This is a genomic window from Lactiplantibacillus sp. YT640 (genome assembly GCF_049745435.1).
GTDB classification, from domain to species: domain Bacteria; phylum Bacillota; class Bacilli; order Lactobacillales; family Lactobacillaceae; genus Lactiplantibacillus; species Lactiplantibacillus plantarum.
The window spans coordinates 1-19,189 of sequence record NZ_JBMNVY010000011.1 but is presented as its reverse complement, the minus strand read 5'-3'; the positions used below and the strand labels follow the sequence as shown (position 1 = coordinate 19,189).

General features: G+C 46.2%; 18 protein-coding genes. 4 read left to right on the top strand and 14 right to left on the bottom strand.

Annotated elements, in window-relative coordinates; all coding sequences use genetic code 11:
- Positions 1–13: 13 nt before the first annotated feature.
- From ACOV1R_RS08700 to ACOV1R_RS08685, 4 genes are all read right to left on the bottom strand, one after another.
- Positions 14–2,260, bottom strand: a complete 2,247-nt coding sequence (locus ACOV1R_RS08700) for a glycoside hydrolase family 65 protein (protein ID WP_097558043.1) — start codon at positions 2,258–2,260, stop codon at positions 14–16.
- 13 nt (positions 2,261–2,273) lie between these two features.
- Positions 2,274–3,620 carry an SLC45 family MFS transporter gene (locus ACOV1R_RS08695; RefSeq protein ID WP_003644357.1) on the bottom strand — a complete coding sequence of 449 codons (1,347 nt, stop codon included), beginning with the start codon at positions 3,618–3,620 and terminating at the stop codon, positions 2,274–2,276.
- Between the two features lie 493 nt (positions 3,621–4,113).
- Entirely contained in the window at positions 4,114–4,986 is an 873-nt protein-coding gene (locus tag ACOV1R_RS08690) for a zinc ribbon domain-containing protein (RefSeq protein WP_003645092.1), read from the bottom strand.
- Positions 4,987–5,154: 168 nt separating this feature from the next.
- A complete protein-coding gene (locus ACOV1R_RS08685; RefSeq protein ID WP_054519125.1) occupies positions 5,155–6,522 on the bottom strand; it encodes an RsmB/NOP family class I SAM-dependent RNA methyltransferase in 1,368 nt (455 codons plus the stop codon).
- 147 nt (positions 6,523–6,669) lie between these two features.
- Here ACOV1R_RS08685 and ACOV1R_RS08680 point away from each other — a divergent pair, with 147 nt between their 5' ends.
- Positions 6,670–7,479: a Cof-type HAD-IIB family hydrolase gene (locus ACOV1R_RS08680; protein WP_003644354.1), complete on the top strand. Its 810-nt coding sequence runs from the start codon at positions 6,670–6,672 to the stop codon at positions 7,477–7,479.
- A gap of 181 nt (positions 7,480–7,660) precedes the next feature.
- Here ACOV1R_RS08680 and ACOV1R_RS08675 read toward each other — a convergent pair whose 3' ends face one another.
- The 8 genes from ACOV1R_RS08675 to ACOV1R_RS08640 form a co-directional block, all read right to left on the bottom strand.
- A complete protein-coding gene (locus tag ACOV1R_RS08675; RefSeq protein ID WP_003645094.1) occupies positions 7,661–9,160 on the bottom strand; it encodes an APC family permease in 1,500 nt (499 codons plus the stop codon).
- A 16-nt stretch (positions 9,161–9,176) separates the two neighbouring features.
- Positions 9,177–10,526 (bottom strand): aspartate aminotransferase family protein, encoded by a 1,350-nt coding sequence (locus tag ACOV1R_RS08670; RefSeq protein ID WP_097558045.1) that lies wholly within the window; start codon positions 10,524–10,526, stop codon positions 9,177–9,179.
- A 433-nt stretch (positions 10,527–10,959) separates the two neighbouring features.
- Positions 10,960–11,232, bottom strand: coding sequence for a hypothetical protein (locus ACOV1R_RS08665; RefSeq protein ID WP_003644351.1), 273 nt, complete (start codon positions 11,230–11,232; stop codon positions 10,960–10,962).
- 139 nt (positions 11,233–11,371) lie between these two features.
- On the bottom strand, positions 11,372–11,671 hold the full coding sequence (locus ACOV1R_RS08660; RefSeq protein WP_003644350.1) for a hypothetical protein: 300 nt from the start codon (positions 11,669–11,671) through the stop codon (positions 11,372–11,374).
- Positions 11,672–11,763: 92 nt separating this feature from the next.
- Positions 11,764–12,540, bottom strand: a complete 777-nt coding sequence (locus tag ACOV1R_RS08655) for a potassium channel family protein (RefSeq protein WP_003640453.1) — start codon at positions 12,538–12,540, stop codon at positions 11,764–11,766.
- Between the two features lie 98 nt (positions 12,541–12,638).
- Entirely contained in the window at positions 12,639–13,556 is a 918-nt protein-coding gene (locus ACOV1R_RS08650; RefSeq protein ID WP_003645096.1) for a prenyltransferase, read from the bottom strand.
- A 405-nt stretch (positions 13,557–13,961) separates the two neighbouring features.
- Positions 13,962–15,287 (bottom strand): diaminopimelate decarboxylase, encoded by a 1,326-nt coding sequence (gene lysA / locus ACOV1R_RS08645; RefSeq protein ID WP_015380320.1) that lies wholly within the window; start codon positions 15,285–15,287, stop codon positions 13,962–13,964.
- 72 nt (positions 15,288–15,359) lie between these two features.
- Positions 15,360–15,554, bottom strand: coding sequence for a 2-hydroxymuconate tautomerase (locus tag ACOV1R_RS08640; RefSeq protein WP_003638693.1), 195 nt, complete (start codon positions 15,552–15,554; stop codon positions 15,360–15,362).
- Positions 15,555–15,823: 269 nt separating this feature from the next.
- Here ACOV1R_RS08640 and ACOV1R_RS08635 point away from each other — a divergent pair, with 269 nt between their 5' ends.
- From ACOV1R_RS08635 to ACOV1R_RS08625, 3 genes are all read left to right on the top strand, one after another.
- A complete protein-coding gene (locus ACOV1R_RS08635; RefSeq protein WP_003640449.1) occupies positions 15,824–17,263 on the top strand; it encodes a C69 family dipeptidase in 1,440 nt (479 codons plus the stop codon).
- Positions 17,264–17,446: 183 nt separating this feature from the next.
- A complete protein-coding gene (locus tag ACOV1R_RS08630; protein ID WP_003640448.1) occupies positions 17,447–17,713 on the top strand; it encodes a hypothetical protein in 267 nt (88 codons plus the stop codon).
- 77 nt (positions 17,714–17,790) lie between these two features.
- Positions 17,791–18,012 (top strand): CsbD family protein, encoded by a 222-nt coding sequence (locus tag ACOV1R_RS08625; RefSeq protein ID WP_003640447.1) that lies wholly within the window; start codon positions 17,791–17,793, stop codon positions 18,010–18,012.
- Between the two features lie 211 nt (positions 18,013–18,223).
- Here the strand turns inward: ACOV1R_RS08625 and ACOV1R_RS08620 are convergent, their stop codons facing one another.
- On the bottom strand, positions 18,224–18,490 hold the full coding sequence (locus ACOV1R_RS08620) for a GlsB/YeaQ/YmgE family stress response membrane protein (RefSeq protein WP_003640446.1): 267 nt from the start codon (positions 18,488–18,490) through the stop codon (positions 18,224–18,226).
- 206 nt (positions 18,491–18,696) lie between these two features.
- Positions 18,697–18,945 (bottom strand): hypothetical protein, encoded by a 249-nt coding sequence (locus ACOV1R_RS08615; RefSeq protein WP_003644348.1) that lies wholly within the window; start codon positions 18,943–18,945, stop codon positions 18,697–18,699.
- Between the last annotated feature and the right edge of the window lie 244 nt (positions 18,946–19,189).

Genomic DNA, 19,189 nt, shown 5'->3' with positions numbered 1-19,189 from the left:
AGTGCGGATTGAACTAGTTCTGTGTCAATGTTTGCGTGGTACCATCCACTTGAACATCAATCGGTTCCCCGGCAATCAACTTCAAAGTCGTCCCATCGTGATCAACCGTGACTTCAATAATCCGATCACGGAAGACCTGACGGAAAGAATACTTCGTCCATTGTTTTGGTAAGAACGGCCGGTAACTCAGTTGTCCATCATGAACACGCATGCCAGCAAATCCTTGGACCATCGCAATCCAACCACCAGTCATTGAGGTGATGTGAAGACCGTCGACCGTATCATTATTGTAATTGTCAAGATCAAGCCGTGCCGTCCGGTTATAGAAAGCCACAGCCTTGTCTTCATAGTGTAAGTCAGCAGCTAACACGGCATGGATGGCTGGTGACAAGCTTGATTCGTGAACCGTCATCGGTTCGTAGAAATCAAAATTGTGTTTCAATTGTGTCTTTGAGAAATCATCAATAAAGTCATACATCACTTGTAACACATCACCTTGCTTGATATAAGGTGACCGTAAGATGTGGTCCCATGACCAATGCTGATTAATTGGTAACTGGTCAGCTGGAATTGCGGAAACGGGCGTTAAATCCTTATCCAGATAACCATCATGTTGAACAAAGATATCCAGATCCTTGTCATATGGTAAATACATCCGATCAACGATATCTTGCCAGTGGGCACGTTCTTCAGCAGTCACGTTTAAGGCCGCTGCTTGGTCGTCACTAACCTGATCTAAAATTTCAAGCGTGTACTTCAACGTCCATTGCGCCAAATAATTGGTATTAAAGTTATTATCAACGTTGTTTTCATATTCATCTGGGCCAGTGACCCCATGAATCATGTACTGCTGATTACGTTTGCTGAAGTGCACCCGGTCTGCCCAGAAACGAGAAATCTCCGTCAACACTTTACTGCCTTCATGTAAGACGTATGATGTATCACCGGTATAACGCGTGTAGTTATAAATAGCAAAGGCAATGTCGCCGTTACGATGGATTTCCTCGAAAGTGATTTCCCACTCGTTGTGGCATTCAATCCCATTGAAGGTCACCATTGGGAACAATGCCCCATCAAGCCCTTGTTGACGAGCATTATGATAGGCACCATCCAACTGCTTATAACGATACATCAGTAAGTTGCGGGTAACTTCTGGTTTGGTAATCCCCAGGTAAACTGGAACGGCAAATGCTTCCGTATCCCAATAAGTCGCACCACCATACTTTTCACCAGTAAAGCCCTTTGGTCCAATATTCAACCGTGGATCATCACCATAATAAGTACTAAAGAGTTCAAACAAATTGAAACGCATGCCTTGTTGGGCCTCGGTATCGCCTTCAATTTGAATATCTGATTGTTGCCACCGATCGGCCCAGCCCGCTTCATGGGCCGCCAATAAATCATCGAAAGATTGGGCGCTGACCGTATCTGTCAGACGTTGAAGTGCAGTCATAATGGCATCATCAGTCGGATAATCCCGCGACGTAACCACGACGACCCGCTTTTCAAAACTAACGCTGGCCCCAGCTTCTAACGTACCGAAGTAGCGATCAACCGTGGCTGTATCAGTCACTTCGGCCGCTTTATGGGTTAAACTCGTTACATAACTAATTTGCATCCCAGAGGTAAACTGTGGGGTCCCAAAATCATTTGGTACCGTCTGAGCAATTAACCGATCATCCGTAACTTCGTGGACGTTCCAGAAATGTTCATCGTAGTTCGCATCTTCGTTCTTAACGTCAGCATCCAGTGCGGAAGCAACTTTTAATTCCACCGCTTGATCGCTCAAGTTTTCAAACGTCACCTTCTGAACCGAAAGTTCTTTTTGCGCAACACTCAAGAAACGCTCAAAGGTCACGCGAACCCGTTGACCATCTTGATCAACGATAAATGATCGTGTCAAAGTCCCGTGTTGCATATCCAAATCAAGTTTAAAATCGCTGAAGTTGGCAGTTGCCAAGTCGATCTTAGTCCCATTGAGTTTGAAATTGATTTTGATGAAATTGACGGCGTTGATAACCTTGCCAAAGTATTCTGGATAGCCATTCTTCCACCAGCCAACCCGGGTCTTGTCTGGATACCAGACACCGCCAAGATAAATACCGGGAAGCGTATCCCCAGTATAATCTTCTTCAAAGAAGCCGCGCATGCCCATGTAACCATTTCCTAGACTAGTCATTGATTCTTGCAGCCGTTTGTTTTCTGGTTTGAAATCAGTCGTCAAGACATGCCATGGATTAACATCAAAAATTCGTTTCATAAGTTAATTCCTCCTAGTTTTTGTACGTTTCTTTGATCAAACCAACTGTGCCCGCACCTACTGCAAGGACGATCCCAGCAAAGATGAACATGTTGGCTTGTGAATTGCCAAATAATGGATATAATGCAAAGCTCAATAAGGACGCAACAATTTGTGGCAGGCAGATTGAGCCGTTAAAGAGACCCAAGTAAGTCCCCATGTGTTCGCCAGATAAGGCGTTGGTTACCATCGTCAATGGATACGTATTCATTGCGGCCCAGGCCATCCCAACCAGAATAAATGAGACGACAAGTGCTGATTGACTGTGAATGAAGAAAATTGAGAAGAAGCCAATTGCACCAAGTAATAAACTCAAAGCATAACCAAGTTTATGCCGATTATTCGGAACCTTGGCTAAAACATATGACCAAACAACCGCGGCAACGGACTGAACAGCAGATAAGATCCCGTACCAGTTACCAGCGGCTTGGTAGCCTGCAGAACTGGCATTAGTGGTGTGCCAAACGTTGGCAGCCATTGCACCGGTTGAGTATGTCCATAAGTATTGAAATGCCATCCAGCAGAAGAATTGAACTAAGGCTACTAACCAGAAAACCTTTGGTGCTTTCTTCAAGAGTGCCAACCAGTTACCACCAGATTTATTAGCGCTTTCATCAATGCCGTGATACTTCGCGTAAGTTACGGGATCATATTCCCGCACCCGGGCAATCGTGATAATCGTTGAAACCACTAAGATTGCTGCTCCAATATAAAATGACCAGATCACTGAATTGGGAATAACACCTTTACTAGCCGTATTGGCGACCCCGAACAAGGTCAACAGGAATGGGAAGATTGCCGCAATGACGGCACCAGTATTCAACAAGAAGCTTTGAATCCCATAGGCGTAACTCTTTTGGTCATCGTTGACCATATCCCCGACCATCATCTTGAAAGGTTGCATTGCGACGTTAGACGATAAATCAAGAAATGCCACGGTAATCGCACCAAAAACTAAGGCCGCCATGGAAGCGTAACCAAATCCAAACGAGCCAGAATTGGGTAGTAGTAACATCACGATTGCCGCAACGACTGTTCCCAGAATCAAGTAAGGTAACCGTCGCCCGCCTAAACGTGGGGCCCATGTTCGGTCGGATAAACTCCCAATGATCGGTTGAACGATCAAACCAGCAAGGGGTGGCAAGATGAAAAACCAGCCAAGGTTATTTGGATCCGCGCCTAAAGTTTGGAAGATCCGGCTCATCTGTGAGCTCTGAAGTGTAAATGCCATTTGAACACCGAGAAAACCTAGACTCATCATCCAAATCTTATTGGATGACAGTTTCGGTAATCCGGCCGTTGTTTTAGATGTTTCTTTCACAATAAAGCCTCCCAAAAATAATATCAATCGCTTGAGTACAAGTTAGATTATAAAACCGCTTCCAAAATTATGCAAGCGTTTGCGTGAAATTGCATGAAGGCGTTTTACTTATTGACATCCGTGCCTATTTGGCATGAAATCGGCTAATATCAAGGGTTCAAATAGTATTAGCTGATACATCGATTCATATAAAATTCACATATAATTCATAAAAAAGTCATTATATTGTATACTGTTGCATGAACAAATAGATGCAGGCGCTGAAACGTTGCGTGCCGTTGCACTAATAAACCGCTCCAGCCGACGGATATCATTTTGTAAATAAATAATAATTTTCAATAATCGATTGTAAATCAGCATCGCTTTCCATTACCCGACACTAATTATTCAGTTTTAAAGCGCCAATACGCCATTTTCTGTCGAATATTGGCGCAAAAAAATCGTGTGTTCAGGCCGACTTAGCATAAACACACGATTCCGAATAATTCAGTTATTAATCCGCATTGGCAATCTTTGCAAAGCCATCTTGTAAATCCGTATTTTGTGAACTAGTGAAGTTAAACGTTGTGGCAGTGGCACTGTCTTGCGAGACCAGAACGTCTGGCGAACCATTATGGAAAACATACAGATACGTAATTACGCCACTAGACGCGTTCGGATCAGTGGCCGCGGCAACGACTTGGTACTTCGCATCGGTATCAGCAGCCGTCGTCCACTTGAGCTTGACTGTGTCACCATTGACCGTAATCTTATCTTGGTACTGATTGTTTTTGATGTCTGAAGGTAAATTCAACTCACCAATAGTTACCGACTGACCATCATAAGTCCCCTCGTACGATTGGTTCATGGTATCTTGCCATGACGACATAAACGAGGCTAACTCGCTCGACTTGGTTGTCGACCACAATGCCGTCTGAGTTGCCGTACTAGCAGATGCCTTGGACGATGATGACGACTCGGCTTTTTCCGATGTAGCAGTGCGCGACGAAGATTTGGCCGTCGTTGTTGCCGTCGAATTACTCTGACGCTGATGTCCCAGCCAGTAATAGCCACCACCAAGTGCCACGGCTAATACCACGATCAAAATAACCCAAGACAGTTTTGACGTTGAACGTGGTTGCGCATTTTGACGCGCATGTTGCGCTGAACGGGTGCCAGGTTCAGGTGCAGTCGGTGCAGCCGAAATCGATGTACTGGCGCTCGGTGCTTCTGAAGCAGCCGTTGACGACGTGGATTGAGTAGCAGAACTTACAGCTGACGCCGGTGTTGGTTGCGCTGAACTGGCTGGGATAATCAGCCGCGCACCACAATTTTCACAAAATAACGCGTCAATATCATTCTTTTTCCCACAATTTGGGCAATACATAAACTCTTCCTCCAATATCACGATTGATTGGGTCCATTTGACCATCAACTTGCGTAGATCGTTCCCCCGATTTTACCACGGATCGAATGATTCATGACGGCCGCTGCTCATCACCTGTTCAGCGTCAATCGCACGCGGACGTTATGACTTAGTCAATATCATGTCAGGTTAGAGCGTCGCGTTTTCAGAGGTCGCCAAGAACCGTAAGCCCTTAGGAAAGAAATTTTTAACCGTCTTGGCGACGATTTTTCCAAACCCAACTGGCAACCCATCACAAGTTAAGACCCGAAAACCAGCTACAGGCGCACTTGTCAATTCAAATGTCTCACCATGGACATACAATGCCCACTGTTCACGCGTTATTTCAGTTTTGGGTAAGGACAAATCATCACTCGCTAAGGCTAACGCGTAACTTGGTTCAAACCGTTTCTTCTTAAACGTTCCCAATAAAATCCCGGGGCGAAAGACCTTGAGCTTTCGCGTAACGGGCATCATCGCTGGCACGCCGTATAACTGATCACCATGTGCCTGTAACACGAGCTGTGGTAAACCGGCCATTGCTTGTTTTTTTAAAAAGTCCGTCCATAGCTGCCGTTGCGTGGCGTTTAACTGTTCGCGAACCACTTTTTTGTCCTTGCCCACCGTCGTGCCATGATAGACCAATTTGGCAATAAAGTGACCCTCACCGCGCATCAAGTGCGGAAATAACCGGGCCGCTTTAGCCAGTTCAGGATTGCCATCCGCCCATTCCGGCTTTGCATCGACCATCCCAGCCGTCTTGGCCAGTGGCTCCAGCTCAAACTCAGGATAAGTTTTTAACAGCCAGGCCATCATCTGTTCGTCCTCTTCCGGTGCAAAGGTACAGGTCGAATAAATCAAATGTCCACCCGGACGCAACATCTTGACCGCTTCCGTCAAAATCTCCCGTTGGCGTTCAGCACACGCCGCTGGATAGTCGGGCGTCCAATACTGAACTGCGTCATGATCCTTACGAAACATCCCTTCACCCGAACACGGCGCATCCACCAAGATCCGGTCAAAAAAGCCTGGCAATTCCTTGGCAAGGGCGGCGGGTGTATCGTTGGTAATCACTGTATTGCGGGCGCCGTAGCGTTCCACATTATCGCCAAGGGCGGTCACCCGTTGCCGATTGATCTCATTTGTCACGAGTAGACCAGTCTGACGCAAATAGCTTAACAGATGCGTCGTTTTGCCACCCGGTGCCGCACATAAGTCTAACACTCGTTCACCAGGTTCTGGTTTTGCAAACTCGCCAACGGTCATGGCACTTGGTTCTTGACTGTAGACGGCACCAGCCAAGTGTTCCAGCGCATTGCCGTTCACCTTGCCATAATACCCAATTGGGCTATACGGAACGGGTGCTGTCATCTTGGCGCGCATCGTGGCCATCACAGTCTTGTTCGGATTAACCCGAAACCCTTTTTCAACAGGGCCATCGAAAGCTGCCAAAAAAGCGGGCGCTTGATCGCCTAGTAGTCGTTGATATTTTTGAATAAATTCTGCTGGTAATTGCACCCAAATTTCCTCCTCAATTAAAAAGCATCCTCAATTAGATTACCACATTTTGCCCCGACTGTAAGGTAGCAAAGATTCGCAATTAGGTGGGATTTATGCTAAATTAAATTAATTAACTGCCGGAAATATGGGAGATGTTTGTTGAATATGGAAAGAAAACTAATTGCGTTAGACTTAGACGGAACCACTTTGAATGCTGAATCCAAACTCAATTCAGCGACGATCCAAACGATGCAACGACTACAAGCAGCGGGTCACATTGTTAGCATTATTACTGGTCGCTCATATCAGGGTTCACAAGCAATCTATGACCAGCTGCGTCTCAAAAGCCCAATGATCAACTTTAACGGTTCTCTGGGCCATTTACCTCACCAAACATGGGCCTCAGAATATCAGTTCACGATCAACAAAGCGATTGTCTTAGCACTCGTTAAATATCGCGAACAATTGGGGATCAATGAAATTATTGCAGAAAATAAAAACAGTACCATGACAGCGGGTCAAGATTTGATTGCTGGTCAATTCTTCCCAGAGATTGCTGACAGCCCCCGACTTACACCAGATACGTTGACTCGTAATCCGAATTCCCTCGTCTTGCTAGTCCAGCTTGATCGGCGGGCTGCCATCATTGACTGGATCACTGAACGCTTTGGCGATCAAGTTGACGTTGGTGTTTGGGGCGGCCCGAATGCCATCCTCGAGATTACCTCCAAAGGCGTCCACAAAGCCAAGGGTGTCGCCTACTTAGCGGATTACTTTCAAATTTCACGGCGCAATATCATCGCCTTTGGTGACGAACATAACGACCTCGAGATGTTAGCATACGCGGGTCTCGGTGTGGCAATGGCCAATGGTACTGACAAGATCAAAGCAACGGCTGACGATGTAACGGCCTATAATAATGATCAAAACGGTGTTGCTCGTTACTTGAACGATTATTTTGCGATTGCGGAATAATCGTTCAGATGCAAGTAGTCGACAGTTGTATCTTAAGTTGCTGACTGCGCATCACTATTAATTTTCGGACTTTACACTAGCTCGTAATCACCACTCAAAAATGGCACTTCCAGATAAAATTCAATTCTGGAAGTGCCATTTTAGTTGTTGTTCAACTATCAAGGGATTGCGTTAGCTAAGTTCAGTCACGCTCTTCAACGGTCGAATCAGCCACCTTCGAAGCTGATTTAGCCGCAGTATCAGTCTTAGACAGACGTTTTTCAGCCAAATATGAGTGACGCATACCATAGCTAAAGTAGATCACTAAGCCGACGATGAACCACACGCCCGCGTATAATTTTGCCTGGATATCTAAGCCCATAAAAACGAACAGTGCGCCTAGAAAGGCAATAGCTGGTAAAACTGGATAGAACGGCATCTTAAAGGCTGGTACCGCAATATCAACACCTTCACGACGCCGCAAAGCATAGATTCCCAGCGAGACAAACATGAAGGCAATCAGGGTTCCCGCTGAAATCAATTGGGCCAGAAAAGCAAACGGGCAAAACGCCCCAATGATAATAGCAACGATTGTTAACACAAGTAGCGCGTTATTAGGTTGATTATGATGTAACTTGCCAAGCCACTTAGGTAACATACCATCACGCCCAAAGGAATAAATTAGCCGTGACCCTGCTAAAGTCATCCCAATCAGCGCAGTAAACATTCCCAGCACGGCAATGGCCTGAATAACACTGGCAACAATCGGATGGCCAGCTTGTCGTAATGCCCAGCCGACTGGTTCAGCGTTATTAGCATATGATGAATATTTGAACATACCGACTAAGACCAAAGCAACAGCCACAAAGAGTACCACCGCAATGACGAGTGAACCAAGAATTCCTCGTGGCATTGTTTTGCCAGGATTCTTAGCTTCCGCTGAATTAGCGGCAATCGAATCAAACCCAATATAAGCTAAGAAAATCATCGATACCCCGGCATAAATTCCTTGCCAGCCCCCAAAAGCACTACCATCAGCGTTTAAATGATACTTGGGGATAAACGGGACGTAGTTTTGCACGTGGATCGCCGTCGCACCCACGACGATAAACGTGAGTACGGCTAACACTTTCAACACCACTAACACGTTTTCGACCCGGGAGGCCTTACTGATTCCACGTGAGAGCAGTAACGAGACCAGCGCAATCACCAAGACGGCAATCAGGTCGACCACACCACCATCAGTCCCAAACGTATTTGACAAAGCTTTCGGTAGAGTTAGTCCTAATGGTGACAAGAGCCCCCGCAGATTGGCGGACAGTCCTGAACCGACGAATGCCAACGCAATAAAGTACTCCGCAAGCAACGCCCAACCAGCGATCCAACCAAAGAATTCACCGAACATTACGTTGATCCACGAATAAGCAGAACCGGCAAACGGCATCGCCGCCGCCATTTCAGCATAAGCAAATGCAACCAGGCCGGCAACGACGGCTGCGACGATGAATGAGAAGACTACCGCAGGGCCCGCATGGTTCGCAGCCACCACTCCGGGTAATGTAAAAATTGACGTTGAAACAATCGTCCCCACCCCTAAAGCCAAGAAGTCCTTGACCGTCAATACTCGAGCTAGGTGAGAATCTTTGTCTTCATATATGCTTGGATCTTCCTTTAAAGTTAACCGTTTTAATAACCGTTGCATCAAAATCCTCCTTATTTTACCAACCAATCTTGCCTTGGGGCCGTTTAACCAGGCCCTGTTCAGCAGCAGCCATTGCCTCATCTAATACGGTTAACGCAGTATCTAATTGCGTCTTCGTGATGACTAGTGGTGGTTGGAACCGCAAAATATTTCCTTTGAGCGTTATCATGACGACACCCCGTTCAAAAGCGGCATAAATGACGTCACTGGCAAAATCAGGATCAGGTTGCTGACTCTGCCGGTCTGTCACCAATTCAATGCCCCCGTTCAGCCCGTACATCCGTACCTGCCCAATTTTAGGATGGCGTTGTTGAAGCGCTAAAAACTGTTCCTTGGCATAGCGGCCATAATTGGCGGAACGGGCAACCAACTGTTCATCTGCTAGAACGTCGATTGTCGCCAGCGCCGCCGCACAACAAACCGGATTGGCCGCCGTCGTAAAGGTGTGCGCCGGCGCTGCTAGACTCTCCATCACTTCACGGCGACCGATCACTGCACTAAGTGGTAATCCCGAAGCCAGTGATTTGCCAACGGACATTAAGTCCGGGCGGATTCCCGGGAAGTTTTGAATGCTCCACATCTTCCCGGTTCGTCCCATCCCTTGATTGACCTCGTCGACGGCAAATAAGATACCGTGCTGGTGACAAAAATCATAGACTAATTGGACATACTCTGCTGGTGCCTTGCGGATACCGCCATCACCTTGAATCGGTTCAATAATGACGCACGCGGTTTCCTCCGCTGGTAAGTATGAGTCAAATGGTGCCTTTAACGCTTCAAAATAGCGTAATGCAAGTTCATGTTCCGTCTCATGCGGCAACGTACGATAACAATCAGGATACGGGACGTGCACGATCCCAGGTAGTAACGGTCCCATCTTACGGACCATATTCAGGCTAACTCCTGAGAGTGACATTGAGCCATACGTTGAACCATGATAGGCATCCGTATAGGCGACTATGTATTGTCGGTTAGTATAGGCCCGTGCAAATTTAATAATGGCATCATTGGCATCCGAACCAGAGTTACCAAAAACCACCTCATTATCAGTGCCGGGAGCTGATTTTGCCAGTCGCTCAGCCAATCGTTGTTCCGGTTGATGATGAAAATATGCTGGCGTGTAATGAATCAACTTGGCTGCCTGTTCCTGAATGGCCTTAACAACGCGAGGGTGCGTATGGCCCACGTTAATGGCCGAAGCACTGGCTAACAAATCGATGTATTGGTTGCCATCAACATCGGTAAGCATGGCCCCGTGAGCATGGTCAATAACTAAATCATAGTAATTGATTCGTGCCGCCGTCGCCATATAATGGTCTTCACGTTCAATAAGTTGCTGATCCAAACGATGGTTTTGACTAATCATTCGCAAGCCTCCATTAATTTAATAAGACTTATTTTAATCATATTTTAATTTATATGCAAGTCCTTGCGCCCATATTTTTGTTTACAAATACCCGTCTTTACCAGCATAGCCCTAGCTTTAGCGTTAATCAATTTTTTAATTAATAAGATGTAAATTAAAAAAATCACCGGTTCATTCAACCAATTGCTAACAGCGAATCAACAAGCTGGGATCATTTTAAATTGTGAACGCGACCACCAAACTTGCCTTGCTGGTCGCCATCATTTTCCTCAGCTCACCTGCTGCGCGCGAGGTCCGTGGCGTGCTAGTGCACGTTGGGAATGGGCGCTCCCACATTGAACGACACCGCTCAGTGCCACATAAGCGGTAAGAAAAAACGATTATCATCCGTCCCCTATCAAGGGTCAGACAACAATCGTTTGTTTACTCAGTCTCACTTGGCCTTAGGTTTTAAGTAAGCGGCTAGGCCCCAACAGACTAGCCCTAAGACGGTCGTTGCCACCAGCAAACGCAAGCTTTCTAGATTTAGCCCCCGTACGGACCAAGGATGGTAAGTTTGCATCATAGTAGGCACCGTGGCGGCCTGCGCTAATTCGCAGCCGGTCAGCCAACCCGTGAAACTCGCAATGATGATTGCCAACACGCGGCAACGTGTTAACGATCTGATTCCGTCGTACTTGACTTGTAACTGATAGCGTGTTTTCATCGAAAAATCACTCCCTCGTGAATTCGCGACCTCGCGGCAATTTGATTAGCCTGAATATAACACGTGAGCATCGTGCCCCCCAACCGTCAAGTACCATTCACAAAGTATCTTTACAGTAAGTAACTTTCATCACGCCGCTTTACATTGTGAATGTAATCGTCGTCCCCCGGGTCATCACGGGCTGCTCGGGTGCTGGTAACATTCCCGCTTGACCAGCTTTAAGCCGCTGAGCTGCTAAGTGCGTAACGGCCGCATACTGAGTCGTTGTGATTGGCACCGAGCAGATTCGCTTTGTTCGTGACTGCTCAAATTGATACCACTGTGCGGCACGTAATGGCACTGGATGCCGCTGTAAATCCCCCACATGAATTTTAAACGTTGATTGACGGGTCACAATTGGGGCTGGTAGCCAGACCCACCGTGTTATTGCTTGTCCCATCTCACCACCACCGTTTCGAATTTGTTACCGTTATTATAGCATAGCAAAACGGACCGCTGCGCCCCATTAAGGGCATCCAACGGTCCGAAAATTCAATGTTGTTTTTTGTAGCCTGATTTTTCTAAACGTTTAACTTGATTTTGTAAATGATCGACCTTCGTCGTCAACGTGTCAATTTTAATCAGTAGTTGTCGCAGCTCGTCATCATGCTGTGGTTCCTCGATCGTGACATTCTGACTGGCTTGCGTTGTGAAGAAGTCAGTAATCGTACTCGTTAACAAACCAATAAAACCAATTCCACCGAACATCAGCCCGACCGCGATCACTTTGCCAACGGCAGTATGGGGCGTATCGTCACCATAACCCACGGTAGTCGCCGTTGTGATGGCCCACCACAGTGAATCTGACAGGCTTTGATGCTCGAAAACGGAAAAGAGCAACGCACTAAGAACAATAATCGCAATACTAATTGAAAACAGGTAGATAAACCCGGTGCTATAGATAAAGCGGTGAAAATCGTGCGTCCACTTACCATCCAGTCCGAGCTTCCAGAACAAATGGTGATATTGGACCATCCGTGCCAAACGCCCAAGTCGAAAGAGTGCAAACACCGGGTGCATGGGAATAATCCCCATCAAATCGAACGCTGAATGAATGAGAAAAGTCTTCCGATCTCGAGAACGAATTAGGCGCACAAAGTAGTCCACCGCAAACATGACTAATAAGCCGTTACTGATGCGGGTTTCAACGTGCCAATCACCGATATGAAACGATAATAGGATCACGTTAACTGCTGACCAGAGTGTCAAAAGTGTGACAATTAAGTGATACACCGCAATTCTTCGTTGCTGTCGCTGTTCTGTTTCCATCCTGCTTACCCCTATTTTATAAACTGGTAATAATATAGTCCACTTTCATAAAAATAACCACGATAAGTGCGAAAAATTAAGTGAGCTTTACTAATTCGTTACAACCAAGTCCCTAAAACAAATAGCACTGGGTATAGAATGAAGAACAGCGAGGCACTCTTGACCGTCGTAATAAACGTCTTCTTTTTATCTTGCACCTCAAAGAACGGGCGCATACCTTGCCACATAATTGGTAGTAAGAGTACGACCCAAATCGTAACAATGGGTGCTAGTCCCAGTAAGACGTTCACGAGCGGCCAAATGCCACCAATAATTAAAAACGCTTGAATCAGCCGTACCGAACCTGGCTTACCAAGGTAGTAGGCCAAGGTGTAGCGATGATTCAAAATATCTTCATCACGGTCCGCTGTGTTATTAGCCAGTTGTAGGCAAAAGAAAATCAGGGTCAGTGGTAAACATAGTAAGAAAGTCGTCCCAACGATCGACCAAGTCAACGGATGCTGTCCATACGTCGATACGACCACACAGGTCAATTCAATTAAAAATGCAATTGCTAACGCCACGACCGTCTCACACAGCGGGGTCGCGTTGATTGGATAGGGCCCAGCTGTGTAAAAAATACCAATCACATAGCCAACTAATCCAAGGACGAGCACTAACCACCCAGTCCGCATGACAAGCCAGATTCCTGGAATCAATGAAATCAGGTACAATCCCAATGCTAAGCGGCCGACACCCGCTACGGGTAACTGCAAGCGACCAATCGGATTCGTCTTCTGCGCATAGCCTTCCCGATCACGAGCATGCCGATAATCATAATAATTATCAGAAACATTGACGGCTAAATCAAAAATAAATACGCTAACTAAACACAGCGTCACGTTAAGCCAATTCACCGTACCTAAGTGATATTGCGCAATGGCGCTTCCGAGAACAAACCACATGATATTAAGTGGTGCCGTATAAATTTCTGTCAGCTCATAGAATACTGGCCAAGTTAGCCATTTTTTAAACATTTTAACAACTCCCCCACCGGTTATTTAAATCGTTAATTATCTATTGGGACCTTATTGACCATCGTCACCGTCGAAGACTTTAACTATCAAATTTTAACAAACTTCACGCCTAACGCAAGCAAAGCGGATAGATTTAACAAAAAAATTAGGGCCAGTATGCAACCGGTCACTTGGAAATCCCACGCCACATGCTGGCACCCCTGCTAGCCATCTTCAGACCAGCGTAATGACTTCATAGCAGCCATTAACATCCTTCAATGATAAGTATACCGTAACTAATAAATTCATACTGCCCATTTTAGCACTGATCCTAGTCAAACGTTGACACAAGCCCTTCGACGACAGCAGCAGACCCAAAAAAGCATTTCAAGAGCCTAACTCTTGAAATGCTTTTTGGTGACTAATCTACTTGGTTTTCTCCGGCACTGAGAGTGGGAGGTCCAGCCGTGTTAAGTCAGCATAGCTTTCACGCTGCACAACAAGTTGACTATGTCCCTGTTCACAAAAAACAACGGCAGGTCGTGGATTCCGATTGTAGTTGCTAGCCATCGAATAACCGTATGCACCAGTATCTAGGACCGCTAACACGTCGCCTGGTGCAGTGGCCGGTAATTGCTGATTCCAGATCAACATATCACCTGACTCACAGTATTTACCAGCAATCGAGGCTACCTGTTCAGCTGGTAAGGCCGGATTCTTGGCTAATACCGCTTCATACTTGGCCTGATATAAAGCTGGCCGAATATTATCACCCATACCTCCATCAACAGACAAATACTTCCGAATGCCCGGAATATCCTTCTCATCGCCAATCGTATACAGGGTCATTCCAGCGGTAGCGACTAACGAGCGTCCAGGCTCGATCCAGATTTCTAACATTGGAACTTGTTTGGCTGCAGTTTGCGCGCGCGTTTCCTTAATAATTGCATCGACAAAATCGGTTGGCTGTAGCGGATGATCTTCGGCAGTGTACTTCACGCCAAAGCCACCCCCCACATTCATAATCTGTGGGTAAAAATCAAGTTCGCGTTGCCAGCGAGCAAACTCACTAACGAGCTTATCAACAATCATCTTAAAACCATTCACTTCAAAAATCTGTGACCCAATGTGACAATGAATCCCGACCAGTTTCAAATATGGTGCGGCTTGCGCGGCTTTGATAGCCTGGTCTGCTTGCCCACTGTCCAAATCAAATCCAAACTTAGAATCGGCCTGACCAGTTGAAATGTAATCATGCGTATGCGCTGAGATCCCTGGGGCAATCCGCAACATAATCGTGGTCGGCTGTTGCCGTTGCGTCGTCAACGTCGTCAGTTGTCGTAGTTCACCGAAATTATCGACCACGATGGTACCAACACCGGCATCTAAGGCCATGGTTAGCTCGGCCAGTGACTTGTTATTACCGTGAAACGAGACGGCGGCCATTGGGAAATCTGCTTGTTGGGCGGTATACAATTCACCACCAGAAACCACATCACAATGAATGTGTTCTTGGGCGATCAATTGATACATCGCGACCGTTGCAAACGCCTTACTAGCATAACTGATTTGATAGTCCACGTGGTTTTCTTCAAAAACTTGCTTGAATGCTGCGATTTCGGCACGAATTTCACCGGTATCATAGACATATAGCGGTGTTTGATATTTTTTTGCAAGGGTCAATGTATCGACGCCCCCGACCATTAAATGGTGCGCCGAATTTAATGCATCCGTCTTAATTTGTTCGTTCACAGTTTAACCTACCTTCTAAACTTTTAAAAAAAGCCGGCCACGTCATATTCGACCGGTCCGGCAATGAACAACCTATTCTGCTTCTTCGTCGCTCTTTAAGACACCACCAACACTATAGCGATTTTTCTGCATCTCACTTAAAATCACGTGAATGTGTTCTGCTGGTGCACCGGTATTCTTGCTGACCGCGTCAGTAACATCTTTCACCAAGTTTTTAAGTTGTTCTTGTGAACGACCAGCAATTAGATCAATGTGTACGATTGGCATGAGGCCACGCTCCTATCTTAATTCACTATTTTCGAATGTTTTAATCTTACTTTAATCTTTTCTATTTTGCAAGCCACGACGTTGTTGATTTAACGGTTCTTTTCTAATGCCCAGCACGCTGACCAATTAAGGCTACCTTGCAAAACTAATCAGAAGCACAAACCGAAAACCCCCATTGATGACTAAACATGCTAAAATTAATTTAACAAAAATGATTATGCCACGATACCGCCATTGACTGCTCGTACCGTGGAGAAAGAAGGCCCCATATGTTGACTCATCAGTTTAATCCTTATTCCGCCTGCACTAGTATCCTAGTGGGTAAAAATGCCAGCGCGGATGGTTCGACCATGATTGGCCGTAATGAAGATTCACGCGCCGCTTGGGCGAAAAAAATGATTATCCACGCGCACCGCGAATTCGAAGAACCACAGACCTTCAAGTCTCAGGATCAAACTCATCCCTTTACCATGACCCTGCCAAAGATTCGTGCGAAATACACAGCCACCCCTGAATGGACTGCCGAATATGGCCTGTTCGAGGAGGATGGCATTAACGAGTACGGCGTGGCAATGAGTGCTACTGAAAGTGCTTACTGTAATACACGCGTACTGGCTGCTGACCCGTATGTTAAGGACGGCATCGGTGAAGAAGCAATGGTCACTGTCACCTTACCGTACATTCATTCTGCTCGTGAAGGCGTTGAACGTCTCGGGCATATTATTGAAGAACACGGCACCTACGAAACTAACGGGATTCTCTTTAGTGATGTCAACGAAGTTTGGTACATGGAAACTGGTGCTGGTCATTACTGGGTCGCACAACGAATCCCGGATGATGCCTATGCAGTCGTTGCTAACCAGCTTGCAATCCAAGAAATCGACTTTAGTGACCATGACAATTATCTTTATGCTAAAGACATTCGTAATTTTGTATTAGACAATCAGTTAGCTTCAATGGACAATGGACTGAATTTCCGGGAAGTCTTCGGTACGGCCGACCTTTCTGATCGATATTACAACACGCCTCGCGTTTGGTATGGTCAAAGATGCTTTACACCAAGTGTCACCCAGACGCCTGAGTCGTTTGACTTACCGTTCATTCAACGGGCGGATGGCTTAATTCATATTGACCAAGTCCAAGGCTACTTAGCGTCCCATTATCAAGGCACACCGTTTGATCCCGTCGGCCAGGGCACTGCTACGGAGAAACATCAGTATCGGCCCATCAGTCTCGCCAAGACGCAAGAATCACACGTCTTACAATTGCGACCGGACCTTCCCGTCACGCTGAGCGGGATTCACTGGCTGGCGATGGGTGTAGCCGCTGAAAGTGTCTACGTTCCATTCTATGCCGGTGCTACGACCACTCCAGCAGCTTATCAAGTTGCTACAGAAAAATACGATGCTACCTCAGCATACTGGATTTTCAAGCACGTCGGTATCCTAGTCGACGCCCACTACCATGAACTACACGGGGAATTACAAACAGTACAAAAGGAATTGGCGATTCAACTTGGTCACCACATTATTGTCACGGATCAGCAAGTTGCCGCTTTGACTGGCGACGAACTCGCTATGGCACTGACCAAAGCCAATCAAAAAGCCGCTGACCAGGCCTTGAACACAATGCAAGCTCTCGCCGCTGACCTGATTACTAAAAGCACCGATATGTCACCGTTGAATTACGATACTGATTTAAACCTATAAATCACACCCCCTATCCGTTTTTGAGGGCAACCATTATTGATGTGGCGCGGCTTTCGGACTGGTCAAAATGCGCTTAGTTCCGTTACTATCCAAATAAAACTCGGTGCACGCCGTTAACCTGGCAATGGTGTATTTTTTCTTAGAAACCATCAGCATGATTATTTCTAAGGGAGGTTACCATTGATGACCACGTTAAAGTATCTACGCCATAGTATCCTAATTGCGTGTTTTTTAAACTTGATTTTTGCCCTGACTCATTGGGCCGGCATTGCCAGCGACCATCTGTTGATCGCTACAAATTACGGGCTCAGCGCCCTGATTATTTTAATGGTTTTGTTGAACACGATCGTTTTGACACATCATCCGACAATCATGCTCCCCCAGCGACAACAAATTTGGCTGATCAACTTTGCTGCCCTACTGATTGCCTTTCTGACCGAGTGGTTATGAGCATTGTGCATATTGGTTGCGTTTTGTCATCACTTATCGCAAACTAAGGTTAATTCTTATATTAGGAGGCGCTTTTTATGAGTGATGTTAACAAGAAGTTCGATAGCAAGAAGGACCAGTTGAGCGGCAAGGCCAAAGAAGTCGAAGGTAAAGTAACCGGGGACCGTGCACGTGAAGCCCAGGGCAAAACACAATCCTTAATGGGCAAAGCTAAGGACAAATTAGCTGACGCAGAAGAAACTGTTAAGGGCGTCGTGGATGAAGCTAAGGATAAAATGAAGAAGAAATCTGACGATTAAAATTTGTCGTGGGCACGGCGCAAACGGATGGTGATCAAAATCACCATCCGTTTTTTTATGATTACGCCACTTCAAATGAGAGCCCCCATCGGCGCACACAAAAACAACTTCGAGTAAGCTAGTACCTCGAAGTCACCTGTGGGGCTGTTTAGGGTGATGTTTAACATTTTTTGATGCCGAGCGTAACAGCCAGGCTGTCAATTGGCACTGTTCAATTGTGTTTTGACCGTCGAACCCGTGCCCACTGAACCACGAACATCATTATCAGAACGACGGCAATTGCACCGATTGCGGCTGGTATCACAGTCATTCCGGCTAACTCAGGCCCCATCGGCCCCAGCACACCTTCACCAATGAGTGCCCCAAGAACGCCAGCAATAATGTGACCGATCCAACCCCGCGATTGACTGGGGCTCATGATAGCACCTGCAAAAGCACCAACCGCCGCGCCAACAATCATTACCCATAACCAATGCATGCTGTCATCCCCTTTTTAGCGGCGGTGTTTGAACTGCCGCACTTCTCGAAACACAGTCAATCCTAATTGCCCAATTGCAATCAATAGTGACAATTTACCCCAAAAACCAGGGGTCTGTCGTTTAATTTTAGCCATTACGGACACCTCCATCTTTTGATAACGCTAACAAGTGCTACTTCAACAAATCCTTTTATGCCTAATCACAATTACTGCGGCTGAAGCGCCTGGGCAGCAACGGTTCCGATCACAATAAGTATCATCGCCCCGCTCACGACTGGCAACAACGTCATTCCAGCAACTGTTGGCCCGAACCATCCAAAAGACAGCTGGCCACCAAGTGCACCGAATAAGCCTGCGATTAAATTAATTGTCGTTTGACGCCGACCATGTGCGCCTACCGCATTTGCAACGATACCTATTGTTAGTCCTAATATCGCAACACCTATCCATCCCATTGTGAACACACTCCATCCCGATATTGTGTGATTAAAATTATCATAACTATAATATTTATATTGAGCAATCAAAATGCTCATTGACCCGACTAATTCAGTAATGATGCATATCATTTCCAGTCAAACTAGTGTTCAAGCTATACTGAGACTATCAAAAGCTTACTAGGGTCCGTCTTAAAACTACTTAAGTAAGATGCAAATTGAGGCAATGTAGACCGTAGCCAGATAAACATGAGCGAGCTTA